The sequence below is a fragment of the Streptomyces sp. NPDC060000 genome (genome assembly GCF_042737375.1).
Classification (GTDB): Bacteria; Actinomycetota; Actinomycetes; order Streptomycetales; family Streptomycetaceae; genus Streptomyces.
This window is the reverse complement of record NZ_JBHWUU010000001.1, coordinates 317,140-341,518: the sequence shown is the minus strand read 5'-3', so window position 1 is coordinate 341,518 and position 24,379 is coordinate 317,140. Positions and strand designations below refer to the sequence as shown.

Here is a 24,379-nt window from a genome sequence, read left to right as displayed (position 1 = left end):
AGATCGGCCCGTCCGGCGTCCTTTGACCCTCGGCCCCCGAGCCGCCCGCACACCGCGAGCCGCCCGCACACCCGCGAGCCGCCCTCAGCCTCCGAGCCGCTCCAGCAGGGCCCGCCGCCACCTCTCCGTCTCGGCGATCTGGTTGAACGTGAACAGGTGCAGGCCCGCCACCCCTGCCGAGGGCGCGGTGAACGCCGTCCCGGCGCGGGCCAGCAGCCGCTCGGGCGCGTACCCGCCGGGCGCCGCGAACCGCAGGAACCACGACGGGTGCCTCGTGAGGAAGCGCGTCGACTCCCCCACCCCGATCTTCGTCGCCATCGACAGCAGTTTCGCCCGCTGCACCGGCCCCGCGACGCCCACATGGACGGGCAGGGCGACCTCCCGGCGCCGTATCCGGGCGATCCACTCCCCCAGCACCCGCGCGTCGAAGCAGAGGTTGCTCACGATGTAGGTGGCGTGCTCGCGCTTGTCCCACATCGCCTGGACGGTGACGTCGTCGTGGATGAGCGGATGGCTCTCGGGATACCCCGTGACGCCGATCCGGGCGAAAGGACCGCCCAGCTCGCCCAGCGCCCGCAGCACCGGCAGCGCCCCCTCGTAGACCCCGGCCGGCGGATCGGCGTCGCCCGCGGGGAGGAAGACGTCGTCCACCCCCGCCGCACGGAGCCGGTCGACGACCTCCTTCAGATGCGCCCCGTCCCGCAGCAGTCGCGCGGGCACGTGCGGGACGACGCGGTAGCCGTGCGCCGACAGGCGGGTGGCGAGACCGAGGGTCGGCTCCAGGCCCCTGGCAGGCGAGGCCGTCACGGTGACGACGACATCGCGCGGGACGTGGGCGAGGACCTTGTCCTCGGTCGCCTTCGCGGGCAGCACCTCATAACGGACGCTGCGCAGCAGCGTCGCGAGAGCAGCGGCAGCCAACGTCTACCCGGCCTGCTTCTGGGCGTCCTGGTGCCGGTAGTACGCGGCCTTCGACGGCGCCAGGGGTTCCTTGCCGAGGATCAGGTCGGCGGCCTTCTCGGCGACCATCATCACCGGCGCGTAGATGTTGCCGTTGGTGACGTACGGCATCACCGAGGCGTCCACCACGCGCAGGCCCTCGACGCCGTGCACCCGCATGCTGGCGGGGTCGACGACGGCCATCTCGTCGGTCCCCATCCTGCAGGTGCAGGACGGGTGCAGCGCGGTCTCGCCCTCCTTGGCCACCCAGGCGAGGATCTCCTCGTCACTGTCCACGGACGGGCCGGGCGAGACCTCCCCGTCGTTGTAGGGAGCGAGCGCGGGCTGGCTGAGCAACTTGCGGGCCACCCGGATCGCCTCGACCCACTCACGGCGGTCCTGCTCGGTGGAGAGGTAGTTGAAGCGCAGCGCCGGGTGCTCGTGCGGATCCTTGCTCCTGATCTTCACCGAGCCGATCGCATCGGAGTACATCGGCCCCACGTGCACCTGGTAGCCGTGGCCGCCGGCCGGGGAGGAGCCGTCGTAGCGGACCGCGATGGGCAGGAAGTGGAACATCAGGTTGGGGTACGCGACGTCCTCGTTGCTGCGGGCGAACCCGCCGGCCTCGAAGTGGTTCGTGGCGGCCGGCCCCTTGCGGAAGAGCCACTGCAGTCCGATGAAGGGGGCGCGCCACTTCGCCATGTACGGCTGCATGGAGACCGGCTGCTTGCAGGCGTACTGGACGTACACCTCCAGGTGGTCCTGCATGTTCTCGCCGACACCCGGCAAATCGTGGACGACGTCGACACCGAGGGCGCTCAGTTCCTCCGCGTTGCCCACCCCGGAGAGCTGGAGCAGCTGCGGGGAGTTGATCGCGCCGCCGCAGAGGATGACCTCCTTGGCGCGGACCTGCTGGAGCGCGCCCCTGCCGCGCCGGTACTCGACGCCGACGGCCCGCTTGCCCTCGAACAGCACGCGCGTGACGAGGGCGCGGGTCCTGATGGTGAGGTTGGGCCGCTTCCTGACCGGCTTGAGGTACGCCTTCGAGGCCGACAGGCGCCGGCCGCGGTGGACGTTGCGGTCGAACTTGGCGAAGCCTTCCTGCCGGAAGCCGTTGACGTCGTCCGTGGGCGCGTAACCGGCCTCCTGGGTGGCCTTGAGGAAGGCGCCGAAGAGGGGGTTGGTGGCGGGGCCGCGTTCGAGGACGAGGGGCCCGTCGTGGCCGCGGAACTCGTCGTCCGGGTCGGCCGCGAGACAGTTCTCCATGCGCCGGAAGTACGGCAGACAGTGCGCGTAGTCCCAGGTCTCCATGCCGGGGTCGGCCGCCCAGCGCTCGTAGTCCATGGGGTTTCCGCGCTGGAAGATCATGCCGTTGATACTGCTGGAACCGCCCAGCACCTTGCCGCGCGCGTGGTAGACGCGTCGGCCGCCCATGTGGGGCTCGGGCTCGGACTCGTACTTCCAGTCGTAGAACCGGCTGCCGATCGGATAGGTCAGCGCCGCGGGCATGTGGATGAAGACGTCCCACGGGTAGTCGGGCCGGCCGGCCTCCAGCACCAGGACCCGGTGGGCCGGATCCGCGGAGAGTCTGTTCGCCAGCGCACTGCCGGCCGAACCGCCGCCGACGATGACGAAGTCGTATTGCAGGGGAGCCATGGTGCCTCGTCTCGCTCGCGCCGTAGATACGCGACGCATGGTAGTACCGGTATCGCTATACGCACCAGGTTGCGAACGACGCAACTTGCCAGGTCTTCGTTTCGATGCGGTTACTTGCAGTGGTGTTGTTTACTACGCGTATAGTTTTGTTGTGAGCAACCACAGCCAAGACCACGAAACGTCAAGTCCCCAGGCCGGCGGAGTGCAGTCGGTCGACCGCGCCATCAGCGTCCTCGAGATCCTGGCCCAGCGCGGCGAGGCGGGCGTCAGCGAGGTGGCCGCCGAGATCGACGTTCACAAGTCCACCGCATTCCGTCTGCTCGGCGCGCTGGAGGCCCGCGGCCTGGTGGAGCAGGCGGGCGAGCGCGGTAAGTACCGGCTCGGCTTCGGCATCGTACGCCTGGCCGGTGCGGTCACCGGACGTATCGACATCACCCAGCAGGGCCGCCCGGTCTGCGAGCGCCTCGCCGAGGAGATCGGCGAGACCGTCAACATCGCCGTCATGCAGGAGCACTACGCGATCAACCTGTACGAGGTGCGCGGCCCCGGCGCCGTCACAGCGCACAACTGGGTCGGCGAGCTGACCCCGCTGCACGCCACCTCCAGCGGCAAGATCCTGCTGGCGCACCTGCCCGCCAAGGAGCGCGCCACGCTGCTGACCGAGGCCGGGATGAAGAAGGTCACCCCGCACACCATCACCGCGAAGACGAAGCTCGAGAAGAACCTCGCCGAGGCGCGGGAGCGCGGCTACGCGTGGACCCTGGAGGAGCTGGAGATCGGCCTGCACGCCATGGCCGCGCCGGTTCGCAACCGCGACGGTGAGGTCATCGCGGCGCTCAGCGCCTCGGGGCCCGCGTACCGCTTCACCGAGCAACGCCTGCACGAGCTCTCCCCGGTGCTGCTCAAGGGCGCCGAGGAGATCAGTCACCGGATGGGCTTCCTGGGCTGACCGCCCCTACTGCGGGCTGCTGCCCAGGCGGTCGTTCACCCAGTCGTGGAAGGCGCCGATGTGGTGCTCGCTCGGCACCAGCACGCCGCCCTTGGCGTACATGCGGGAGCTCATCCCGGGCTGCGTACGCTCGCAGGCGTCGAAGTCCTGGCGGTTGACCCGGTCGAAGAGTTCCACGGACCGGCTGACGTCCTTTCCGCTCTCGACGACGTGCGGCAGGTAGAGCCAGTCGCACTCGACGATCGTGCGGTCGACGGCCACCGGGTACATCCGGTGGAAGATCACATGGTCGGGGACGAGGTTGATGAACACCTGCGGCCTGACGGTGATCGCGTAGTAGCGGCGGTCCTGGTCCTGCGCCACCCCGGGGATGCGGTCCAGCCCCTCGGAGCCGTCGACGGTGAAGCCCTGGACCCCTTCGGCGAACTCCGCGCCGTGGCCGACGTAGTACTGGGCGGCGTAGCCGTCGGCGAACTCGGGGAGCACCTCGGTGAGTTCGGGGTGGATGGTGGCGCAGTGGTAGCACTCCATGAAGTTCTCGATGATGAGCTTCCAGTTCGCCTTGACGTCGTAGACGATCCGTCTGCCGACGGAGAGGTTGTCGATGTCGTAGTGCTCGATCGACTCCACGTCGCCGAGGCGGCCGACGACCTCGCCGATGACGTCCTCCTCGAAGGAGGGCGGGTTCTCCGCGAGACACACCCAGACGTAGCCGAGCCATTCGCGGACGGCGACGCTCACCAGGCCGTACTCGGTGCGTCCGACGTCGGGCATCTTGGTGAGGTTGGGCGCCGCGACGAGTTTGCCGTTCAGGTCGTACGTCCAGGCGTGGTAGGGGCACTGGAAGGCCCGCTTGACCTCGCCGGAGTCCTCCGTGCAGAGCTTGGCGCCGCGGTGCCGGCACACGTTGAAGTAGGCCCGGACGGAGTTGTCACGCGCGCGGGTGACCAGGATGCTCTCGCGGCCCACGTCGACGGTGCGGAAGGCGCCGGGCTTCGCCAGTTCCGAGGCGCGCGCCACGCAGAACCACATGGTCTCGAATATGCGCTCCTGCTCCTGGGCGAAGACCGCCGGATCCGTGTAGGAGGAGCCGGGAAGGGTGGCGATCAGGCTGTCCGGCAGACTGGTCGAGGTCACGGTGCACTCCTCGGAGGACGTCGTAGAGGGGCAACTCTGCGTGCCGCAGGCGTACGCGGCAGAATTCGGGGGCGCCCCGCAGGGGCGCGGGACTGCTTCTGGGTGCGGCTCCGCCGCGTGGGCGCGACCAGTCACAATGGCGCCGCGGAAAGTACACGACCCATCACAGTGCTCACAGCGGAGCGCCGAGCTGTTTGCGCCAGCGGGTGAACAGGCGGGGCTGGTTCATCCCGAGCACGGCGACCGGCCGGCCCGCGCTCCGGTAGACGGCCAGGACGTTGCGGTCGTCCGGGGCGCCTTCCTCGACGGTCACGCTGTCGGCGCCGGCCGCGTGCCCCGCGAACTGGATCTTCACTCCGTACTGGTCGGACCAGAAGTACGGCGGCCTGGGCACTCCCGGTTCCGCCGCGCCGCCCGCCAGCAGGGTGGCGACGGCGGCCTCGGGCCGCTCCCGCGCCCCGGTCCAGTGCTCGACGCGGCGGTGGGCGCCGGCGCGAGGGTCGTACCAGTTGGCGCAGTCGCCGACCGCGACCACACCGGCCAGGCTCGTGCGGCCGTCGGCGCCACAGGTGACGCCGTTGTCGAGTCCGACGCCGGAGCCCTCCAGCCACTCGACGCAGGGGCGTGCCCCCACGCCGACGACGACGATGTCGGCCGGGATGCTGCGACCGTCCTCGAGCAGGACGGCGTCCACCCTCCCCCGGACTCCGTCCGGGGGAACCCCCACCTCGCTTCGCTCGTCCCCGCTCAGCCCCTTGACGCCCACACCGCACAACAGCCGTACGCCGTGGTCCGCGTGCAGGCCGGAGACGATGCCGCCCATGGTCACGCCGAGCGGTCCCGCGAGCGGCGTCGGGGCGACCTCGACGACCGTCACGTCGAGCCCGAGCGCGTAGGCGGTGGAAGCGACCTCGGCGCCGACGAAGCCGCCACCGATCACCACCAGCCTTCCGCCCCGGGCCAGTTCGTCGCGCAGGGCGCGGGCGTCGTCCAGGGTGCGCAGACAGTGCACTCCGGCGAGGCCTTCGGTACCGGGCAGCGTGCGCGCCGCGGCACCGGTCGCGATGACGAGGCCGTCGGCGCGGACCTCACGGCCGTCGGCGAGCCGGACGGCGCGGTCGGCGCGGTCGAGTCCGGTGGCCCGGGCGCCGAGGAGCCATTCCGCCCGCAGGTCCTCGTCGTCCGTCTCCAGCGAGAGATCCGCTTCGCCGAGGGTGCCCGCCAGGAACTCCTTGGACAGCGGGGGCCTGTCGTACGGACGGTGGATCTCGTCGCCGATGATCACCAGCCGCCCGTCGTAGCCCTGCTTCCGCAGCGAGCGCGCCGCCGAAAGACCGGCCAGCGAGGCGCCCACCACGGCCACGGTCCTCACGCGGGACCACCGGCGAGCCGGGACGCGACGCAGGGCGGCAGGTTGGGGGCGTCCGTGGACACCCGGACATAGATCATGCCGTCCTCGACGAGGACCCCGTGGGTCCGGACCGGGAGCTTGGCCGGCGGGGCGTCGACCGCGCCGGTCCGCAGGTCGAACTTCGAGGCGTGCAGCGGGCATTCCACCTCGCAGCCCTCCAGCCAGCCGTCGGCGAGCGAGGCGTCCTGGTGGGTGCAGGTGTCGTCGATGGCGAAGACCTCGCCGTCGTCGGTGTGGAACACCGAGACCGGCGGGTCGATGTCAAGCCGGAAGGCCTCACCTCGCGGGAGATCCACGAGACGGCACACGGGAATCATCATGACACCTCGGTGCGTATAACGAAACGGATTGCGGTAAGCGCAACATCAGTCTGAAGTCGGCCCGAATCCTTGTCAAGGCGTTCACAGGCCGGACAACTTGGCACGCGACGTTGCCCATGGAGCAACACTGCGCACGATAGGAAACGAGACCTGTGGCGTGGCTCGACTCGTCCCGAGCTCGGGAGCACATGAGGGCGGCCCGCCTCCCCACCCGGTGACGGACGGGGAAACGGGCGCGCTGCCCTCTGTGCACCGGGCGTCAGAAACCCCGGTCGATCCGCTCCTGAAGGTGCGGAGCCTCGGCTGCGACGGTGGTCGTCCCCCCGTGCCCGGTGTGCACGACGGTGTCGCCCGGCAGGGTCAGCAACCGGTCGCGGATCGAGTCGACGAGGGTAGGGAAGTCGCTGTACGACCTTCCCGTCGCCCCCGGTCCACCCGCGAAGAGGGTGTCGCCGCCGAAGAGGGCCGTCAGGGCCGGCGCGTACAGGCACACCGCGCCGGGGGCGTGTCCCGGGGTGTGCAGCACGGTCAGTTCGACGCCCGCGACCGCGAGCACCCAGCCGTCGGCCAGTTCACCGTCGGGCATCCGGTCCGGATGGGTCAGCTTCCACAACGGAAGGTCGTCCGGGTGGAGGAGGATCGGCGCTCCGGTGCGCGCGGCGAGTTCGGGCGCGGCGTCGATGTGGTCGTTGTGGGCGTGGGTGCAGACGATGGCGCGCAGCCTGCGGCCGCCGAGCGCTTCGGCGATGGCTCCGGCGTCGTGGGCGGCGTCGACGACGATCACCTCGTGGTCGTCGCCGATGATCCACACGTTGTTGTCGACGTCCCAGGTACCCCCGTCCAGCGAGAACGTCCCCGAGGTCACCAGGTGCTCGATGCGGGCGGTCATCAGAGGACCACCACCGAGCGCAGGACGTCGCCGCCGTGCATCCGCTCGAAGGCCTTCTCCACCTCGTCCAGCGCGATCGTCTCGGTGACGAAGGCGTCCAGCTCCAGCCGGCCCTGGAGATGGAGATCGATGAGCACGGGGAAGTCGCGGGAGGGCAGGCAGTCGCCGTACCAGGAGGACTTCAGCGCGCCGCCGCGGCCGAAGACGTCCAGCAACGGCAGTTCGAGCTTCATCTCCGGCGTCGGGACACCGACCAGGACGACCGTACCCGCGAGGTCGCGGGCGTAGAAGGCCTGCCTGTAGGTCTCCGGGCGGCCCACCGCGTCGATGACGACGTCGGCGCCGAAGCCGCCGGTCAGTCCGCGGACGGCCTCCACCGCGTCGGACTCCCTGGAGTTCACGGTGTGGGTCGCACCCAGTTTCCTGGCCATGGCCAGCTTCCGGTCGTCGATGTCGACCGCGATGATCTTCGCCGCACCCGCCAGGTGGGCGCCGACGACCGCCGCGTCCCCGACGCCCCCGCAGCCGATGACCGCCACGCTGTCACCGCGTCCGACGTTGCCGGTGTTGAGGGCTGCGCCGATGCCGGCCATCACGCCGCACCCCAGCAGGCCGGCGACCGCCGCCGACGCCGCCCGGTCGACCTTCGTGCACTGCCCCGCCGCCACCAGCGTCTTCTCCGCGAACGCGCCGATGCCCAGCGCCGGGGAGAGCTCGGTGCCGTCGAGCAGGGTCATCCGCTGCTTCGCGTTGTGCGTGTCGAAGCAGTACCAGGGGCGTCCGCGCAGACAGGCCCGGCACTGCCCGCACACCGCGCGCCAGTTCAGGATGACGAAGTCGCCGGGGGCGACATCGGTGACCCCCTCCCCCACCGACTCCACGACACCCGCGGCCTCGTGCCCGAGCAGGAAGGGGAAGTCGTCGTTGATGCCGCCCTCCCGATAGTGCAGATCGGTGTGGCAGACCCCGCACGCCTCGACCTTCACCAGCGCCTCACCCGGGCCGGGATCGGGCACGACGATCGTTTCCAGGCTGACGGGGGCGCCTTTGCCGCGTGCGACGACAGCACGGACCTGGTGAGCCATGACCACTCCTCGACTGGTACGAGACCTGAGTCAGTGTTGCTTAGTGCGGCACACTTTCCCTGTGCCGCAACAAAGCATCGTGGAGCACCGACCGAGGGTCAAGGTCGGGGGCCGCACCGGTGGGGCGCCCCCGGGGGCTGACCGATGCTCACCCCGCTGCGCGCCGACACGCTCCCCCGCGGCGTCGTGCCCAGCTCAAGCTCGATCTGGAACCACGGCTCGGCCGGCATCAAGGGCGGCGGGGTCGTCGCCGTGATCTACCAGAACAAGATGGAGTACGCGGTCGTCGGCGACACCGGCCCCACGAAGATCATCGGCGAGGCCTCGTACGCGCCGGCCAAGGCGCTCGGCATCGATCCGGACCCGGAGAACGGCGGCACCGACTCCGGAGTCACCTACATCCTCTTCAAGAACTCCCAGGTGTCCCCCATCGAGGACGACAGCGCGGCGGTGACCCTCGGCGATCGGCTCGCCCGGACGTTCCTCCGCAACAACTAGCGGGGCGCCCTTGGTCCCATCGGCCTCGGGGGTGGGCCACGCCGAGGCGGTCGCGCCCGTTCGACGGCTCCGGGCCCGGCGGGCCGGAACTGCGCCCGCCGGGCCCGGAGTGGTGCGACACCGACTTCGGTGGCCGCGTCAGCGATCGGCCGGCTCGTACTCGAACCAGTCGAAGTGGACGGAGCCCGAAGCGGCGAACATGCCTATCACCCGGCCGGTGAAGCCTCCGGCGACCTCCGTGGAGAGGTACTTCCCGTCCAGTGAGGCAAGCTCGACGACAGTGCCGTCCGGCTCCTCGATGCCGATCGTGACGGTGTCCGGGCCGGTGCGCGCATCGTCCAGCGCGTGGACGGCGGCCACCTCGATGCGGAGAACCACGGGTCCGGGGGGTGTCGGCCGGGAGGCGACGACGGTGCTCAACGGACCGATACGGGCCCGCACCCGTACTTCGCCGGCCGAGGCCTCGATGTCGTAGTGATGCTGCTCGTCGAGGCGGACGGCCAGGCCTCCGCGGCCGTCCGCGACATCGGCCAGGACCCGCACCCGGCATGACACGTGTTGCTGCCGCCGGCCGACGAACGTCACGTCGGTGTCGTCGAGTGATCCGCCGCGCGCCTGCAGAGTGAGCCAGCCGGGCTTCTCCTTCGTGGTGCACACCTCCGGTGGCCGGTGCCGCAGCGAGATCCAGTGCGGGGCGAGCTCGCTCAGGTCGAAGTCGTCCCGGTCCGGCACGACGGCCTGGGGCCGCAGCGGCCACCGGGGCGCCGGCATCGAGGTCGACAGTTCACCGACGACGGGCCAGCCGTCGACCCAGTCGACCGGCACCAGAAACGTCTCCCGGCCGAGTACGTGCCACCCCGGGGTGCCGCCGCCCGGCCGCACCCCGAGCAGCACCATCCACCACGAGTCGTCGGGCGCCTGCACCAGGTCCGCGTGGCCGGTGTTCTGGACGGGGTGGTCGGTGCCCCGGTGGGTCAGGACCGGATTGGCCGGGCACGGCTCGAACGGGCCCGTGGGGGTGCGACCGCGGGCGATCGAGACGCCGTGGCAGCGTTCGGTGCCGCCTTCGGCGATGAGCAGGTACCAGTAGTCGCCGATCCGGTAGAGGTGCGGTGCTTCCGGGGCCTTGGCGCCGGGGGCGCCTGACCAGAGCCGACGGGACGGGCCGAACGTCTCCCCGGTGTGCGGATCGATGCGGATCTGTCCGACTCCGGCGGTGGTGCACCAGCAGTTGCCGTCCTCGTCCCAGGCGAGGTCGGGGTCGATGCCCCGCACTCCCGGCAGACGGATGGGATCGGACCAGGGACCGGCCGGATCGGTGGCCGTGAACAGCAGATTGCCGTCCCCGCTCACATTGGTGACGATCAGCCAGAAGCGGCCGTCGTGATGGCGGAGGGTGGGGGCGTAGATGCCTCCCGAGGACGGCGAGTCGAGTGGCAGGCGCAGCTGGCTCGGCCGGTCGAGCACGTTCCCGATCTGGACCCAGTGCACCAGGTCCCGGCTGTGGAAGATGGGCACCCCGGGGAAGTACTCGAAGCTGGAACAGGCCAGGTAGTAGTCCTCGCCCGCCCGGCAGACGGACGGGTCGGGATGGAAGCCGGGGATCACCGGATTGTCGATGGTGCTGCCCTTCTCGGGGATGCTCCACACTCTCATCGGGTCCTTTCACTGGTGTGCGCGTGGAGAACCGCCGGCCGAGACGTGCGGGCCAGGCGGTATCCGGTCGGCGTGCTGACGACGACGTCGGCGCCCAGTTGCGCCCGGGCCCTGGAGACGAGGACTCGCAGGGCCTTCCCCGGCCGCTCCGGCAACCCGTCGGGCCACAGTCCCGCCACGAGGCGCCCGGTGCTGCGGCCCGTGCGCAGGTCGGCCGCCAACAGCGCGAGGAGGGCGCGGAGCCGGGGCGCGGTGACCTCCTGTCCGCGACAGGCGACACGCGGCAGCAGGGTCAGGTCGGTGGTCACCCGTGCAGATTAACCAAGGCGCCCCCGCAACCTTCGCCCCGCCGTCCGCCCGAACTCCCCCGGAGGCGAGGGCCGGTGTGTGGTTCCCGGCGGCGACGGCCCGGCCCGTGGGGGTGATGCCCGTCAGCTGCGTGACCAGGAGTGCGGCGGCGGGAACACCGCCGAGCTCGAGGACGCCAACGGGCCGGGAGCCTTTCCGTGATCAGTGAACCCCACCGCTGAGACGACCCTTCACGGGGTGACGGATCGGATGTCGGAGGGGTCATCAGGTGTCGGCGGACGGCCCGTCGGCGTCGACGAGGCTTCCCGCGAGCCAGTGCTCGACGGCGGCCACATGGACCGTCGCGGCGGAGGCGGCCAGCAGAGCGTCATGTGCCCGCAGGGCGCGGAGGATCTCGTCGTGTTCCGCGTGCGCGCGCTCCACGGCGCGCTTGGTCCGGGTCCCCCGCACGATGCGGACCCGCTGGGTGCGGGTGGACAGGACGCGCAACAGCATGGACAGCACGGGGTTGCCGACGGCTTCGACGATGCGCAGGTGGAAGGCGATGTCGTGGGCGACGAACTCGTCGACGGTGACGGCCGCCCGGGACCGTTCGAGGATGGCACCGAGTTCTTCGAGGTCCTGCGAGGTCAGCAGAGTGGCGGCCAGTCCGGTCGCCGGCGGTTCCATCAGCCTGCGCACCTGGAGGAGTTGCAGGGCGGTCCGCCCGTGGGAGACGTCGGCGGCGAAGGACAGCGTCTCGAGCAGGAGGTGCGGCTCCAGGCTGGACACGTAGGTGCCGTCGCCCTGCCGGGTGACCAGGATGCGCATGGCGGTCAGCGCACGGACCGCCTCGCGGAGCGAACTTCGGGACAGGCCGAGCTGGCAGGCGAGAACATCCTCCTTGGGCAGGCGTGAGCCGGGCGCGAGTTCGCCTGCGACGATCATCGCCTTGATGTTCTCCATCGCCTCGTCCGTCAGTGCCACGAGGGTGCCTCTCTGTCCGGGGGACGTGCGAGGGGGCTTCGCACGGACGGCGAGCGGGTCCGCGCGAAGCTCCCGGCTGCCGCTTCTACTCCTGCTTCTCGCCGGAGGCGAAGCGGGAGATGATCAGCGCGACGATGATGATCGCGCCGTTCAGGAACTGGTTCCACAGGGGCGGTACGCCCGCCAGCGTCATGACGTTGACGACCAGTTGGAGGGTCAGCACACCGGTCAGGGCTCCGAACACCGAGCCCTTGCCGCCGTTGAGGCTGACGCCGCCGATGACCGTCGCGGCGAAGACCTGGAAGATCCAGCCGCTGCCCTGGGTGGCGGAGATGGATCCGTAGTGACCGCTGTAGAGGATGCCGGCGAACGCGGCGAGCAGGCTGCCGATGATCAGGACGACCCACACGATCCGGTCGACCCGGATACCGGCGGTCCGGGCGGCCTCCGCGTTGCCGCCGATGGCGTAGAGGGCCCGCCCGTGCCGCAGCCAGGCCAGCGCGCTGCCCCCGGCGGCGAACAACACCGCGCAGATCCAGATGGCGGCCGGGACGCCCAGCCAGGACGCCTTGCCCAGGTAGGTGAAGGAAGGAGGCAGGTCCACGATGGACTGGCCTTCGGAGAGGGCCACCTGGAGCCCGCGCAGCATGGTCAGGCCGCCGAGCGTGACGATGAACCCGTTGAGGCGCAGTCTGAGGATGAGGAAGCCGTTGAAGGCGCCGATCGCCACCCCGACCAGGAGGCAGAGCGGGATCGCCATCCACTGCGGAAACAGCCCCAGGCCGTTGAACCGGCCGCCGCTGGTGGGCAGGACCAGCCATACGGCGATGACGGGCGCCACGCCGATCGTGGACTCCAGGGACAGGTCCATCCGGCCGACGATCAGGATCAGCGCCGTGGCGAGGACGAGCAGGCTCAGCTCGGTGGACTGCTGGGCCACGCCGATGAGGTTGTCGGAGGTGAGGAACGCCGGCGAGACGATGAACCCGATCAGGCCGAGGACGAGGATGGCCGGGACGAGGGACAGTTCACGGAAGCGGCCGAGATCGAGTCCGCGCCGGGTGATGCCCGCGGCGGGCGGCCGGGCCACGTTCGCTGCGGGGTCGGTGACGTCTGAGGTGGCGGACATGACTACCTTCCGTGCTCTTCGGTGTCGTGTTCTTCGGTGTCGTGTTCTTCGGTGTCGGCTGCTGCGGGGGTTCCGGCGACGCCCTCCATGGCGGCGACCATCTGTTCGTCCTTCCAGCCGCGGTCGAACTCCGCGACCACGCGCCCGTGGAACATGACGAGGACCCGGTCGCACGCCCTGAGGTCGTCCAGCTCGTCGGAGACGATCAGCGCCGCCTTTCCGCCCTCGGCGATCCCGCGGATCCGGGCGAGCAGGAACTCCTTGGACTTGACGTCCACTCCGTTGGTGGGCCGGATGGCGACCAGGACGTGGGGGTCGGTGGCGAGGGCGCGGGCCACGACGACCTTCTGCTGGTTGCCGCCGGAGAGCGCGGAGACCGGTGTGCCCGCACCCGGCGTCTTGATGTCGAGATCGCGGATCATGCGCTGGGCGAAGGTCCTGGTGCGGGCCGGCAGGACCGTACCGAACGGTCCGAGCTGGTCGGTGACGGTGAGGGTCGCGTTCTCCGCCACGCTGCGGTTGCCGACGAGGCCCTGGAGATGGCGGTCCTCCGGCACGAGGCCGACGCCCGCGGTGAGGGACGCCGGGACACTGCCGGTACGGATCGTCCGGCCGCCGACCGAGATCCTGCCTCCCTCGGCGCGGTGCAGTCCGGCGATGGCCTCGCCCACCCGGACGTTGCCGCTCGCGGTGGCGCCCGCGAGGCCCACCACCTCGCCGGTACGGACGGAGAGCGACAGGTCACGGCAAGTGCCGGACAGCGTCAGCCCGTTGACGCTCAGGAGCTCCTCGGAGCCGGCCCGGGAGGCCGTGCCCGGGTCGTCGGCACTCGTCGTGCCTGCGGACTCGCCGGTCATGGCCTCGACCAGCTCGTGCTTGCCGAGTCCGGCCACCGGCGCGGTGCGGATGTGCGCCGCGTCGCGGTAGACGGTGACCGTGGTGCACAGGTCGTAGACCTCTTGCAGATGGTGGGAGATGAAGAGGAAGGCGACACCCTGCCGCTGGAGGTCGCGGAGCTTGTCGAAGAGCCGGTCGATCCCGCGGCCGTCCAGCTTGGCGGTCGGCTCGTCCAGGATGATGAACCGGGCGCCGAAGGACAGGGCCCGGGCGATCTCGACGAACTGCCGCTGCTCGACGGTGAGGTCCCTGGCCCGGGCCGTGGGGTCGACGTCCACTCCGTACTCGCCGAGCAGTTGCCCGGCGCGCTGCCGCAGGTCCTTCCAGCGGATCGGGCGCAGCGCGACGGCGCTCTGCCGGTTGAGGAAGAGGTTCTCGGCGACGGTCAGCTCGGCGATGATCGTGGACCGCTGGTAGACGCAGGCCACCCTGGACCGCCAGGTGTCGATGTCGCCGAAGGCGGGCGCCGGTTCGCCGGAGAAGTGCAGGGTGCCCGTGTCGGGCTGCTGAAGCCCGGTGAGGATGGACACGAGCGTCGACTTTCCGGCTCCGTTGCGACCGACCAGGGCGTGCGACTCGCCCTCGGCGATGGTGATACGGGCGTCACGCAGCGCGACGGTGGCGCCGAACCGTTTGCTGATCCCGGTCGCCTCGGCCACCGGGGCGCGGCGCACGGTGCCTGTCGCCGGGGCGGTCGCGGAGTCCGCCATGGTGAATACCGTCCTTCTGGTCCGGATACGGAGGTGGGGCGAGATGGCGAGTCGGCGGGACGGGCGGAGGACCGGAGCGTGCCCGGTCCCTCCACGTGCCGGCCGTCGGCCGGTCACTTGCCGACGGTGTTGCCCCACAGGGTCTTGTCCCCGACGTTGTCCTTGGTCACCAGCGGCGCGGGCAGCTGGTCCTCGAGACCGTTGGGGATCTCGATGATCGTGGAGTCGTGGTCGGTCTTCCCCGCCTTGAAGGTCTTGCCGTCGGCCGCGGCCTGGGCGTAGTAGAGGGCGTACTTGGCGTAGAGGTCGGCGGGCTGGGAGACGGTCGCGTCGATCTGGCCCTTGCGGATCGCGTCGAACTCCTGCGGGATGCCGTCGTTGGAGATGATCGAGATGTGCCCCTTCTCGCCCGGCGGCTTGAGCAGGCCCTTCTGCTCCAGCAGGGCCAGGGTCGGCTGGAGGAAGACACCGCCCGCCTGCATGTAGATGCCGTTCAGGTCGGGGTGCTGGGCCAGCAGGCTCTGGAGCTTCGCGGAGGCCACGTCGCCCTTCCAGTCGGTGGGCAGCTCGAACACCTTGATCTTCGGGAACTTCTCCTTCATGCAGGCCGCGAAGGCCTCGGAGCGGTCGCGTCCGTTGATGGAGTCCAGTGCGCCCTGGAGTTCGGCGACCTTGCCCGTGCCGCCGAGCTGCTTGCCCAGGAACTCGCAGGCCTTGGTGCCGTACGCCTTGTTGTCGGCGCGTACGACCATGTAGACGTCGCCCTTGTCGGGGCGGGTGTCGACACTGACCACAGGGATCTTCTTCGAGGCGAGGGTGTCGAGGGTGGAGGCGATGGCGCCGGTGTCCTGGGGTGCCATGACGACCGCCTTGGCGCCCGTGTTCTCGAACACCTGCACGTTGGCGACCAGCTTGGTGACGTCGTTCTGCGAGTTGCTCAGCGGAAGCGCGTGGACGCCGTCGGCCTTGACGTCCTTCTTCAGGTAGTCGGCGTAGGAGTTCCAGAAGTCCGAGTCGGAGCGCGGCAGGTCTATGCCGATGGCGGGCTTGTCCCCGCTTCCCGAACCACCCGAGGTGCCGCTCTCACGGTTGCATGCGGTGACGAGGGCGAGAGCCACGAGGACGGTGCCGGCGGCTGCGGCGGCGGAGCGTGTGCGAGCGAGCTTCATGGCCGTGTGTTTCTCCTTAGCCAGGGCAGGGCGGTGCGCGGAGGTGGCAGAGACGTCCGGGCCCGGTGGGCGGGACGGGGACTCGAACCGTGAGGGTGGCCGCTGCCAAGGGCGTGCGCGGACCGTGCCGGCGGGGACGGGATGAGGTGGGACGAGGGGCCGGGAAAGCGGAGTTGAACAGCCAGGAGGAGACAGCGAAGCAGATTCCTCCGATGTATCCGGGACGACGTGGACGTTACGACGGCGTTGCCGACGTTGACAAGAGTCCGTCCGCCAACGATTTCCGCGACCTCGCCCCGCCTGCGGCCACGAGTCGGCCCGACCGCTTCTACGGCAGCTGACGAAGCGGTGCTGAACTGCGCTTATCCTCCGTCATCCGTGCGGGACGCGACAGGCGCCGAAGTTCACGATCCGGCATGGTCCCGGTCCCGGAGACGACGCCCGGGGCGTTGCGGGCGCCCATCGTCACCTCTTTCCCGTCGCGCCCGACACCACGGAACGGAGGGCCCGTCGCCTCCGACCCGAACGGGTCGCGCTTCCGCCGCGTACCGCGCGCGACGGCGATTCGTCCGATGGGCCGCGTCCGGGCCAGACGACTGCCCTGATGAATGCGGACATGTCGCCGCGATCTTCCAGGCGGCACGCCGGGGCACGTTGAATACATCCGAGGAATGCATTGCTCCGGCGCTAGTCCACCTTTACAGTCAGCGAGTCGCTATTCCTCCGATGAATGCGGATCGAGCCCAGACCGTGCGTGTGGTCCGGCCAGAACACGCGCAGAGAGAGCGGCACGCATCGCCCTGCGGCTCTCGCCGTACGGGGAGCGCACCAGCGAACGAAGCACCCATGGCTAGGGAGTTGTTCAGTGAAACTGCTACGCGTCGGGCCCCCGGGAAGGGAGCGGCCCGCGGTCCGCGTCGACGACGGCCGGCTGCTGGACCTGACCTCCGTGACCCCCGAGATCGACGGCACCTTCCTCTCCTCGGACGGTGTCGGCCGGGCGCGCGCCGCGGTCGAGGCCGGCGGGCTGCCCGGGCTCGACGCGGAAGGTCTGCGGGTCGGGGCACCCGTCGCCCGGCCGGGAAAGATCGTCTGCGTGGTTCTGAACTACCGTGACCACGCCGCCGAGACCGGGGCCGCGATCCCGGCCCGGTATCTCGTGTCGTACCTGAGCCGGTACATGGTTCCGGAACCGGGTGACGTGATCAACACCGGCACGCCCACGGGCGTGGCCCTCGGCCTGCCCGGCACTCCCTTCCTCCGTCCCGGCGACACCGTCGAACTCGAGATCGACGGGCTCGGCGGCCGGCGGCAGACCTTCGGTCAAGCGTGAAAGGCACCCCCTTGTCTGCAAACCCCGCCCGGGTCATCTCGGTCGACACCCATGACATCCGCTTCCCGACCTCCCGGGAACTGGACGGCTCCGACGCGATGAACCCGGACCCCGACTACTCGGCCGCCTACGTGGTGATCCGCACCGACGCCGGCGACGGGCTCGAAGGCCATGGCTTCACCTTCACCATCGGGCGCGGCAACGACGTCCAGGTCGCGGCGATCGGCGCCCTGCGCCCGCATCTCCTGGGCCGCTCGGTCGAGGAGCTGTGCGCGGATCCGGGTTCGCTCAACCGCGATCTGATCGGCGACAGCCAGCTGCGCTGGCTCGGCCCCGAGAAGGGCGTCATGCACATGGCCATCGGGGCCGTGGTGAACGCCGTGTGGGACCTCACCGCCAAGCGCGCGGGACGGCCGCTGTGGCGCCTGCTCGCCCATGCCGACCCCGAGTGGCTGGTCTCCCAGGTCGACTTCCGTTACATCGCCGACGCCCTCACCCCCGAGGACGCCCTCGCCCTGCTGCGGGACGGGCGTGACGGGATCGCCGAGCGCGAGGCGGAGCTGCTGGAGCGCGGCTACCCCGGCTACACCACCTCACCGGGCTGGCTCGGCTACTCCGACGAGAAGCTGACCCGGCTCGCCAAGGAGGCGGTCGCCGAGGGCTTCACCCAGATCAAGCTGAAGGTCGGCGCCGACCTCGCCGACGACGTCCGGCGGCTGCGCACCGCCCGCGCCGCCGTCGGCGACGGCATCCGCATCGCCATCGACGCCAACCAGCGCTGGAACATCGGTGAGGGGATCGAGTGGGTCCGGGCCCTCGCGGAGTTCGACCCGTACTGGATCGAGGAGCCCACCAGCCCGGACGACATCCTCGGTCACGCGGCCGTCCGTGCGGGCGTCGCGCCGGTGAAGGTCGCCACCGGCGAACACGTGCAGAACCGCATCGTCTTCAAGCAGCTGCTCCAGGCCGGCGCCCTCGACGTCCTCCAGATCGACGCGGCCCGGGTCGGCGGCGTCAACGAGAACCTCGCGATCCTGCTGCTGGCCGCGAAGTTCGGGGTACCGGTGTGCCCGCACGCGGGCGGGGTGGGCCTGTGCGAACTCGTGCAGCACCTGTCGATGTTCGACTACCTGGCCCTGTCCGGCACCACCGAGAACCGGGTCATCGAGTACGTCGACCACCTGCACGAGCACTTCACCGCGCCGGTGGTCATGCGCGACGGCCACTACACCGCCCCGCTGACCCCCGGCTTCTCCGCCGCCATGCACCCCGGGTCCCTCGCCGAATACCGCTACCCGGACGGCACGTTCTGGGCCGCCGACCTCGCCGACCGGGAGTAGGCCGCCACGCGCGGCGGTGGAAGGGGCGTGCGCCGAACGGAATCGGGCGGAGTGCGTGACGGTGGATCGCGGGGCAACCGGAAAGGCGGCGGTCGCACCCCGCATCATGCCGGGCGCCGGCGCCCGGCGTCGTCGGGAGCGCCTTCCCGTCCGTTGCCCGGGGCGGCCGGCCGCCCCGGTTGTCCCTGCTCCCCCGGGCCCGGCCGACGTGTCATCGTCCGCCGGCCGCGGCCGTGACCGTCGCCGGGTCGACGCCGGTCAGTTCCACGATGCGGTGCGGCGGCACGCCGAAGGCCAGTGCCCGCCCGATCAGATCGTCCCTGCCGTCGGCGCAGTGGCGGTAGGCGAGCAGTTCCTCCTCGACCGGGGCGTGCGCCGGCGGCGCCATGTGCTGCCGCACTCGGCTGAGTTCCTCCTCGCTCAGCGGGACCGGCAGCCGCTCCGCCCCCTCGGGAACGACGCCCCTCTCCTCCGGCGGCACCATGCGCAGCCGGGGGGACGTCGCCGTGCTCCCCTGAGCGTCCAGCCAGGCGCGGACCGCCGGAGTGTCCATGCAGGCGAGGTCACCGACGGCGGCCGGCGCCACGCCGAGCGCCGTGGCGCCGTCGTCCAGCAGAAACAGGTAAGCCTCGTCGGTCATTCTCGGCTCCTTCTCGACAGGGAGATCCGGCCACCACGGTGCGGGGCCGGTCGATCTCCCTCTACCCCGCCGATCCCGGATTACCGTCGGACCGCCCGGCGACGTCACCGCGACACCGCGTTCTCATGTGCCGGCCCCCCGGGCCGCCGTACGGTGGACGACCAGGCTCTCCACCTCGTACGACAACTCGGTGGTGTCGGCGTCGGGAGGCGGGTGGTAACGGCCCGCGCACACGGAGAGGTTGACGATGAGGTAGGCGTGCCATGAGGACCCGACGCCTCGCCCGTCGGCGAAGACCCGCTCGCCGTTCAGCGACCAGACCACGCTGCGCCTGCCGAACGTCACGCTCAGATCGATGACGCCACCGGGCCGGACGGCTTCGTCGCGCACGTAACTGTGGCCGTCGCGTACGTGGTTGCTCAGTTCGAGGAGGTCGGGGTTGTCCGGGTGGTACTCGAACACGTCCACCTCGTTGCCTCCGTCCCGCCAGGTCCAGATCGCGGGCCAGGAACCCGGTCCGGTGGGCAGCCGCACTCGGGTGTCCAGGCGGTCTCCGGTGCGGACCATGAAGCCCTCGGCGCTCTCCTCGGTGGTCAACAGGCCCGCGTCCCACAGTCCGTCGGTTCTGCGTGTGGCGCGGAACGTGCCGGTGCGGGAGTACGAGGGGTCGTCGGTGAGGTGGTCCAGTTTGTTGTCGCCGGGGTTGGTGGGGCCACCGTCGGGATAGGCCCAGGACCGCCCCGCCACCCACTGGCGGTCCGAGGCGAAATCAGCTGTGAAGACGACTGTGCTCACCCGCGGGCTCCCTCTGTCGCCGGGCACGGCATCACATGCCCGATTTCTCCCCAGGGACGCCTCGGCCATGCGGTGCCCGGAAGGGCGCGACCCGCGATTCACCCGTTCGGCGTAAGGAAGGCCGGGGCGCGGGGTCCGGCGGCGTCCGCGTCGGGCCCGGCCTCCGCGCAGTACGTCCGCATGCGCATGTCCGGCGAAGGGCCCACGCTGTTCACATGGCCCTCGCGCACCCCGTCGTGATCTATCCACCCGCCGCGGACGGCGGACGGCGGGTGCGCGCCGGCGATCACTTCCTGGGAATGGCGTACGGGCTGCTGGACATCGCCGAGTTCCTCCGGGAGGCCGGGATCGAGGACGCCGACGAGACCTACGTCGAGTCGTCCGCGCTGATCGAGTGGCGGGGCGGCGGACCGAGGGCATGGGAGGCCGGACCGGACCGCCGGTGAGTTCGGCGGGCCTCACTTCTGCGGGTCGTGGCCCCAGTTCATGAGGGAGTAGCGCCAGCGGGTCTCGGTGATGTCGCCACCGGGACGCTGTTCCACGTGCCGATGGACGTACCCGACGACCTTGCGCATGTGAGCGAGGTCGTCGCCGGTGAGATCCGCCTTCTTCGTGTGCAGCAGCCCGATGATGCGCCGCCCTGAGGCGTGTCCGACGCTCTCGCCGCCGTCGCTCTGCCCGACACTCCTCGACTCGTCGGTGGCCAGCCATGTCTCCAGTTGGCCGGCGGTCATGTTGACCGCCTCGTGGAACGCGTCGACCGTCTCGTCCCGGTCGGCGTCCGGCTGCTTCCGCGCCATCAGGACCGGTCGCCCTTCTTGCGCAGGGCGCCGGGCTTGTGCACGGCGGAACGGCCGGACTTGTCGCTCTCCACCTCGTACTGCGGCTCCTCCCCGGAGGCCTGGACCGTGCGTCCGGCCGCTTCCGTACGGTCGGTGATCTTCTTCTTCACCTTCCCGGTCACGTTCTGGCCGTGGCTCTTCCACGAGACCTTGTCACCCTTGCTCAGGTCGTCCTTCTTCGGCATGACGTTCTCCCCGGACGATCAGCCCACTCGCATGCGCGGGCACGAGTGGATCAGACATACCTTCCAGACTCGCGCCGTCGGCTCGTTCACGCATCCTCTGACCGGGCCGCGGTGCATCCGTGCCCCCGGTCCACAGCGAAGAGGGTGGGACGGTACTCAGCCCGCGGACGGAGGAATGCAACGTGACGGCAGCCGAACGGTCCTCGGACGTGGTGGTGGTCGGAGCAGGCGTCGCGGGCCTCGCCTGCGCTCAGGACCTGCTGGCGGCGGGCGTCCGCGTCAAGGTCCTGGAGGCCTCCGACGGTGTCGGTGGCCGGATGCGCTCCGACCGCGTGCACGGCTTCGTGGTCGACCGCGGCTTCCAGGTGTTCAACACGTCCTACCCACAGGTCCGGCGGCGCCTGGCCCTGCGCGGGCTGGGGCTGCGTCCCTTCACCCGGGGCGTACTCGTCCACACCGAGGCCGGCAGGCGCCGCCTGACCGCCCCCGGCGCACGTCCGTCGACGCTCCGCGACCTCGTGTCAGGACGTCTCGCGGGACCGCGCGACCTGGCGGCGCTGGGTGCCCTCGCGGCCTCGGACGTGCTGACCCCGCCCCGAAGGCTCAAGGGGCGGCCGGATCGCAGCACCCGGACGGCGCTCGCCGGGGCCGGATTCACCGATGCGTTCGTCGAGCGCTTCTTCCGTCCCTTCCTGTCCGGGGTGTTCCTGGAGGACCGGCTGGAGACGTCCTCCCGGATGTTCCACCTGGTGTGGCGCAGCATGCTGCGCGGCACCCTGACCCTGCCCGCGGAAGGCATCGGTGCCGTGCCGCTCGCGCTGGCGTCCGCGCTCCCGGAGGGCACCGTGCGGCTGGAGACGCCGGTGGAGCGTCTGACGCAGGACGGTGTGGAGACCGCGGCCCGCGCGGTCGTCCCGGCGCGCGCCGTGGTGGTGGCCACCGGCCCCGGGCCTGCTGTCACCCTGCTGCCCGGCCTCGCCGTGCCGGCCTACCGCGTCGTGACGACCTACTACCACGCCACGTCGCGCTCCCCACTGGACGAGCCCACCCTGCTGGTCGACACCGGGCGCCGCTTCCTCAACACGTGCGTACTGAGCGAGGTCGCCGCCTCCTGTGCGCCACCCGGCCGCGCGCTCGTCGCCACCTCGGTGCTCGGCGCCGGCACCGGGGACCGGGAGCACGCGCTGCGAGCGGCGCTGAGCGAGGTCTACGGCACCGATGCCGACCGCTGGGATCTGCTGACCGTGCGTACGGTGCCCGACGCGTTGCCCGAGATGGCGCCCCCTCAGGAGCTCAGCCGCACGACCCGCGTGGCCCCGGGCCGGTACGTGTGCGGTGACCACCGGGCCACCGGCTCGGTCCAGGGAGCGATGGCCTCGGGTGCCCGCGCCGCCCGGGAGGTGCTGCGCGACCTGGGACGGTAGCCGCGTGCCGGCTCCTGGCGGCCGGCGCGCGACGGGACGGTGCGGGGTTTCGGGTCCGCTGTGCGCAGGCCGGTCACCACGGCGCCGGTCTGTCGGCTAATGACTGGCGGTGATCCCGGTGAGGATGAGGTCGATGCCGGCGAGGAACTCCTCCCGGTCGTCGTGGTCGCGCAGTTGGGCCGCGACGTTCCGGGTGAACGCGTACTCGTCGGGATCGAGCTCCGCCCACGCGGCCGAGGTGGTGTCGAGGAACTCGGTCCGGCTCGTGTCCGGCCGGTGTGCGCGGGCGTTGGCCGCGTTCTGTCCGCCCACGCCGAGGATGTAGTTCAGCAGCGCGCACGCGGCGGTGAACTGGGCCGCGTGGGGTACGCCGAGCGCCTGGACCTGGCGCCCGAGGTGTTCGAAGACCCGCAGCAGCGGTGACTGCGCGGGGGCCCGGGCGAGTTGCGTGCCGATCCAGGGGTGGGCGTCCATCGCGTCGAACACGCCGAGTGCGAGGGCACGGATCGCCTCCTGGGGCGTCGCGCCCGCGGTGCCGTCGGACAGGGCGCCGGCGACGACGACGTCGGCGGCGGCGCTGAGGAGCTCGTCCTTGCCCGTGACATGCCAGTAGATCGCGCCGGGCCCGGTGGCGAGGCGCTCGGACAGCGCGCGGAAGGTGAGTCCGCCCTCGCCCGCCGTGTCGAGAAGCGCGATCGCCGCCTCGACGATGCGCTCCCGGGAGAGCGGTTCCTCTCGTCGCTCGGCACGACGCGTCCTGGATGCCATGCGCACATCCTGGCACAGCCCTGGAACCCCGTTCCAGCTTGACATCTCTGGAACGGCGCTCCAGTCTGACTCTGGAACAGCATTCCAGAGACGTCCGCCGGCTGCCCGGCCGCCAGGCGTTCGACCCGCAAGGAGCCAGCATGAGCACTGACGTCACGATCATCGGCGCCGGCCTCGGCGGACTGACCCTCGCCCGTGTCCTCCAGGTACACGGCATCCCGGCGACGGTCCACGAGGCGGAGCCCTCACCGACCGCCCGCTCCCAGGGCGGCATGCTCGACATCCACGAGCACAACGGGCAGCTCGCCCTCAAGGCCGCCGGCCTGTTCGACGAGTTCCTCGACCTCGTCCACGAAGGCGGTGAAGCGTCGCGCGTGCTCGACAAGGACGCGACCGTGCTCCTGGACGAGCCCGACGACGGCACCGGCACACGTCCTGAGGTCCACCGCGGCGACCTGCGCCGCATGCTGCTCGACTCGCTGCCGGCCGGCACCGTCGACTGGGGGCACAAAGCCACCGCGGTCCGTCCGCTGGGCGAGGGCCGACACGAGGTGACGTTCGCGGACGGGGCCACCGTGCGGACCGGACTCCTGGTCGGCGCGGACGGGGCGTGGTCGCGGGTCCGTCCGCTGCTGTCGGACGCCAGGAACGAGTACGTCGGCAGGTCCTTCGTCGAGACGTACCTGTTCGACGTCGACACCCGCCACCCGGCCTGCGCCCGGACGGTCGGCGGCGGCTCGCTCTCCGCTCTCGCCCCCGGGAAGGGGATCCTCGCCCATCGCGAGCCCGGCGGCGTCCTGCACACCTATGTGGCGCTCGACAAGCCGCAGGAGTGGTTCGGCGCCATCGACTTCACCGACGCGGGCGCGGTCAGGGCACGGATCGCCGCGGAGTTCGACGACTGGGCCCCGGCGCTGAGGGCGTTGATCACGGACGGTGAGACCGCACCGGTGCTGCGGACCGTCCACTCACTGCCGGCCGGACACCGGTGGGATCGCGTGCCCGGGGTGACGTTGCTCGGCGACGCCGCCCATCTGATGCCACCGTCCGGCGAGGGTGCCAACCTCGCCCTGTACGACGGCGCCGAGCTCGGCGAGGCCGTCGCCGCGCACCCGGACGACCTCGAGGCCGCGCTCACCGCGTACGAGCAAGCACTTTTCCCACGGAGCGCCGCTGCCGCCGCCGAAGCTGCCCACGTCCACCGGCTGTGCTTCGACGCCGACGCCCCGCACAGCCTCGTCCGCTTCTTCACCGATCACGAGCAGCCCGGGTGAACGACCGGCGGCCGACGTGATCCCGTGCCCGCCCGGCACTTCGCCGCCTCCCCCCTCG

At 70.9% G+C, this 24,379-nt stretch carries 23 protein-coding genes and 2 pseudogenes; 7 read left to right on the top strand and 18 right to left on the bottom strand.

Annotation, left to right across the window (positions count from 1 at the left end; all coding sequences use genetic code 11):
• Window positions 1-84: 84 nt before the first annotated feature.
• Window positions 85-921 (bottom strand): 5,10-methylenetetrahydrofolate reductase, encoded by an 837-nt coding sequence (locus tag ACFWBB_RS01485; protein ID WP_385265363.1) that lies wholly within the window; start codon window positions 919-921, stop codon window positions 85-87.
• Window positions 922-924: 3 nt separating this feature from the next.
• Entirely contained in the window at window positions 925-2,595 is a 1,671-nt protein-coding gene (gene betA / locus ACFWBB_RS01480; protein ID WP_385265360.1) for a choline dehydrogenase, read from the bottom strand.
• Between the two features lie 202 nt (window positions 2,596-2,797).
• Between betA and ACFWBB_RS01475 the strand changes: the two genes are divergently transcribed.
• A complete protein-coding gene (locus ACFWBB_RS01475; RefSeq protein WP_385265561.1) occupies window positions 2,798-3,544 on the top strand; it encodes an IclR family transcriptional regulator in 747 nt (248 codons plus the stop codon).
• A gap of 6 nt (window positions 3,545-3,550) precedes the next feature.
• On the opposite strand, the gene ACFWBB_RS01470 is transcribed toward ACFWBB_RS01475, so the two are convergent.
• From ACFWBB_RS01470 to ACFWBB_RS01450, 5 genes are all read right to left on the bottom strand, one after another.
• Entirely contained in the window at window positions 3,551-4,681 is a 1,131-nt protein-coding gene (locus ACFWBB_RS01470) for an aromatic ring-hydroxylating dioxygenase subunit alpha (RefSeq protein ID WP_385265357.1), read from the bottom strand.
• Between the two features lie 172 nt (window positions 4,682-4,853).
• Window positions 4,854-6,053, bottom strand: coding sequence for an NAD(P)/FAD-dependent oxidoreductase (locus ACFWBB_RS01465; RefSeq protein ID WP_385265354.1), 1,200 nt, complete (start codon window positions 6,051-6,053; stop codon window positions 4,854-4,856).
• The gene (locus tag ACFWBB_RS01460) at window positions 6,050-6,412 is read right to left on the bottom strand and encodes a bifunctional 3-phenylpropionate/cinnamic acid dioxygenase ferredoxin subunit (RefSeq protein ID WP_385265351.1); all 363 of its coding nucleotides are present in this window, start codon (window positions 6,410-6,412) and stop codon (window positions 6,050-6,052) included. Before ACFWBB_RS01460 ends, ACFWBB_RS01465 begins: the two co-directional genes overlap by 4 nt.
• A gap of 259 nt (window positions 6,413-6,671) precedes the next feature.
• Window positions 6,672-7,301, bottom strand: coding sequence for an MBL fold metallo-hydrolase (locus tag ACFWBB_RS01455; protein ID WP_385265348.1), 630 nt, complete (start codon window positions 7,299-7,301; stop codon window positions 6,672-6,674).
• Entirely contained in the window at window positions 7,301-8,386 is a 1,086-nt protein-coding gene (locus ACFWBB_RS01450; protein ID WP_385265345.1) for an S-(hydroxymethyl)mycothiol dehydrogenase, read from the bottom strand. Before ACFWBB_RS01450 ends, ACFWBB_RS01455 begins: the two co-directional genes overlap by 1 nt.
• Window positions 8,387-8,539: 153 nt before the next feature.
• Between ACFWBB_RS01450 and ACFWBB_RS01445 the strand changes: the two are divergent.
• A pseudogene (locus tag ACFWBB_RS01445) lies at window positions 8,540-8,884 on the top strand (glycoside hydrolase family 75 protein); the annotation flags it as partial.
• A gap of 138 nt (window positions 8,885-9,022) precedes the next feature.
• On the opposite strand, the gene ACFWBB_RS01440 reads toward ACFWBB_RS01445, so the two are convergent.
• The 6 genes and pseudogenes from ACFWBB_RS01440 to ACFWBB_RS01415 form a co-directional block, all read right to left on the bottom strand.
• Window positions 9,023-10,540 carry a glycoside hydrolase family 43 protein gene (locus ACFWBB_RS01440; protein ID WP_385265342.1) on the bottom strand — a complete coding sequence of 506 codons (1,518 nt, stop codon included), beginning with the start codon at window positions 10,538-10,540 and terminating at the stop codon, window positions 9,023-9,025.
• Window positions 10,540-10,848, bottom strand: a pseudogene (locus ACFWBB_RS01435) (hypothetical protein); the annotation flags it as partial. The pseudogene ACFWBB_RS01435 and the gene ACFWBB_RS01440, both read right to left, overlap by 1 nt.
• A gap of 265 nt (window positions 10,849-11,113) precedes the next feature.
• Window positions 11,114-11,815, bottom strand: a complete 702-nt coding sequence (locus tag ACFWBB_RS01430) for a FadR/GntR family transcriptional regulator (protein WP_385265339.1) — start codon at window positions 11,813-11,815, stop codon at window positions 11,114-11,116.
• Between the two features lie 85 nt (window positions 11,816-11,900).
• Window positions 11,901-12,944 carry an ABC transporter permease gene (locus tag ACFWBB_RS01425; protein WP_385265336.1) on the bottom strand — a complete coding sequence of 348 codons (1,044 nt, stop codon included), beginning with the start codon at window positions 12,942-12,944 and terminating at the stop codon, window positions 11,901-11,903.
• Window positions 12,945-12,946: 2 nt separating this feature from the next.
• Window positions 12,947-14,551 carry a sugar ABC transporter ATP-binding protein gene (locus ACFWBB_RS01420; RefSeq protein ID WP_385265333.1) on the bottom strand — a complete coding sequence of 535 codons (1,605 nt, stop codon included), beginning with the start codon at window positions 14,549-14,551 and terminating at the stop codon, window positions 12,947-12,949.
• Window positions 14,552-14,664: 113 nt separating this feature from the next.
• Entirely contained in the window at window positions 14,665-15,720 is a 1,056-nt protein-coding gene (locus tag ACFWBB_RS01415; RefSeq protein ID WP_385265330.1) for a sugar ABC transporter substrate-binding protein, read from the bottom strand.
• 865 nt (window positions 15,721-16,585) lie between these two features.
• Here ACFWBB_RS01415 and ACFWBB_RS01410 point away from each other — a divergent pair.
• Entirely contained in the window at window positions 16,586-17,053 is a 468-nt protein-coding gene (locus tag ACFWBB_RS01410) for a fumarylacetoacetate hydrolase family protein (protein WP_385265326.1), read from the top strand.
• A gap of 11 nt (window positions 17,054-17,064) precedes the next feature.
• Window positions 17,065-18,393: an L-fuconate dehydratase gene (locus ACFWBB_RS01405; RefSeq protein ID WP_385265323.1), complete on the top strand. Its 1,329-nt coding sequence runs from the start codon at window positions 17,065-17,067 to the stop codon at window positions 18,391-18,393.
• Window positions 18,394-18,604: 211 nt separating this feature from the next.
• On the opposite strand, the gene ACFWBB_RS01400 is transcribed toward ACFWBB_RS01405, so the two are convergent.
• On the bottom strand, window positions 18,605-19,033 hold the full coding sequence (locus ACFWBB_RS01400) for a DUF6003 family protein (RefSeq protein ID WP_385265320.1): 429 nt from the start codon (window positions 19,031-19,033) through the stop codon (window positions 18,605-18,607).
• 123 nt (window positions 19,034-19,156) lie between these two features.
• Window positions 19,157-19,828, bottom strand: a complete 672-nt coding sequence (locus tag ACFWBB_RS01395) for a beta-glucanase (protein WP_385265319.1) — start codon at window positions 19,826-19,828, stop codon at window positions 19,157-19,159.
• 215 nt (window positions 19,829-20,043) lie between these two features.
• Here ACFWBB_RS01395 and ACFWBB_RS01390 point away from each other — a divergent pair, with 215 nt between their 5' ends.
• Window positions 20,044-20,274 (top strand): hypothetical protein, encoded by a 231-nt coding sequence (locus ACFWBB_RS01390; RefSeq protein ID WP_385265316.1) that lies wholly within the window; start codon window positions 20,044-20,046, stop codon window positions 20,272-20,274.
• Window positions 20,275-20,286: 12 nt separating this feature from the next.
• Here the strand turns inward: ACFWBB_RS01390 and ACFWBB_RS01385 are convergent, their stop codons facing one another.
• Window positions 20,287-20,628 carry a DUF3140 domain-containing protein gene (locus ACFWBB_RS01385; RefSeq protein WP_385265314.1) on the bottom strand — a complete coding sequence of 114 codons (342 nt, stop codon included), beginning with the start codon at window positions 20,626-20,628 and terminating at the stop codon, window positions 20,287-20,289.
• Entirely contained in the window at window positions 20,628-20,855 is a 228-nt protein-coding gene (locus tag ACFWBB_RS01380; protein WP_385265311.1) for a DUF2945 domain-containing protein, read from the bottom strand. The genes ACFWBB_RS01385 and ACFWBB_RS01380 overlap by 1 nt, the downstream gene beginning before the upstream one ends.
• Window positions 20,856-21,037: 182 nt before the next feature.
• Here ACFWBB_RS01380 and ACFWBB_RS01375 point away from each other — a divergent pair, with 182 nt between their 5' ends.
• Window positions 21,038-22,279, top strand: a complete 1,242-nt coding sequence (locus tag ACFWBB_RS01375; protein ID WP_385265308.1) for an NAD(P)/FAD-dependent oxidoreductase — start codon at window positions 21,038-21,040, stop codon at window positions 22,277-22,279.
• Between the two features lie 96 nt (window positions 22,280-22,375).
• Here ACFWBB_RS01375 and ACFWBB_RS01370 read toward each other — a convergent pair whose 3' ends face one another.
• A complete protein-coding gene (locus tag ACFWBB_RS01370; protein ID WP_385265304.1) occupies window positions 22,376-23,047 on the bottom strand; it encodes a TetR/AcrR family transcriptional regulator in 672 nt (223 codons plus the stop codon).
• Between the two features lie 140 nt (window positions 23,048-23,187).
• Between ACFWBB_RS01370 and ACFWBB_RS01365 the strand changes: the two genes are divergently transcribed.
• The gene (locus ACFWBB_RS01365) at window positions 23,188-24,321 is read left to right on the top strand and encodes an FAD-dependent oxidoreductase (protein WP_385265301.1); all 1,134 of its coding nucleotides are present in this window, start codon (window positions 23,188-23,190) and stop codon (window positions 24,319-24,321) included.
• Window positions 24,322-24,379: the final 58 nt, after the last annotated feature.

Bases quoted from the DNA above. Each gene is read 5' to 3' on its own strand.
- betA (WP_385265360.1), bottom strand. From the start codon at position 2,595: ATGGCTCCCCTGCAATACGACTTCGTCATCGTCGGCGGCGGTTCGGCC.
- ACFWBB_RS01460 (WP_385265351.1), bottom strand. From the start codon at position 6,412: ATGATGATTCCCGTGTGCCGTCTCGTGGATCTCCCGCGAGGTGAGGCC.
- ACFWBB_RS01455 (WP_385265348.1), bottom strand. From the start codon at position 7,301: ATGACCGCCCGCATCGAGCACCTGGTGACCTCGGGGACGTTCTCGCTG.
- ACFWBB_RS01450 (WP_385265345.1), bottom strand. From the start codon at position 8,386: ATGGCTCACCAGGTCCGTGCTGTCGTCGCACGCGGCAAAGGCGCCCCC.
- ACFWBB_RS01440 (WP_385265342.1), bottom strand. From the start codon at position 10,540: ATGAGAGTGTGGAGCATCCCCGAGAAGGGCAGCACCATCGACAATCCG.
- ACFWBB_RS01425 (WP_385265336.1), bottom strand. From the start codon at position 12,944: ATGTCCGCCACCTCAGACGTCACCGACCCCGCAGCGAACGTGGCCCGG.
- ACFWBB_RS01420 (WP_385265333.1), bottom strand. From the start codon at position 14,551: ATGGCGGACTCCGCGACCGCCCCGGCGACAGGCACCGTGCGCCGCGCC.
- ACFWBB_RS01415 (WP_385265330.1), bottom strand. From the start codon at position 15,720: ATGAAGCTCGCTCGCACACGCTCCGCCGCCGCAGCCGCCGGCACCGTC.
- ACFWBB_RS01400 (WP_385265320.1), bottom strand. From the start codon at position 19,033: ATGACCGACGAGGCTTACCTGTTTCTGCTGGACGACGGCGCCACGGCG.
- ACFWBB_RS01390 (WP_385265316.1), top strand. From the start codon at position 20,044: ATGGCCCTCGCGCACCCCGTCGTGATCTATCCACCCGCCGCGGACGGC.
- ACFWBB_RS01385 (WP_385265314.1), bottom strand. From the start codon at position 20,628: ATGGCGCGGAAGCAGCCGGACGCCGACCGGGACGAGACGGTCGACGCG.
- ACFWBB_RS01380 (WP_385265311.1), bottom strand. From the start codon at position 20,855: ATGCCGAAGAAGGACGACCTGAGCAAGGGTGACAAGGTCTCGTGGAAG.
- ACFWBB_RS01370 (WP_385265304.1), bottom strand. From the start codon at position 23,047: ATGGCATCCAGGACGCGTCGTGCCGAGCGACGAGAGGAACCGCTCTCC.
- ACFWBB_RS01365 (WP_385265301.1), top strand. From the start codon at position 23,188: ATGAGCACTGACGTCACGATCATCGGCGCCGGCCTCGGCGGACTGACC.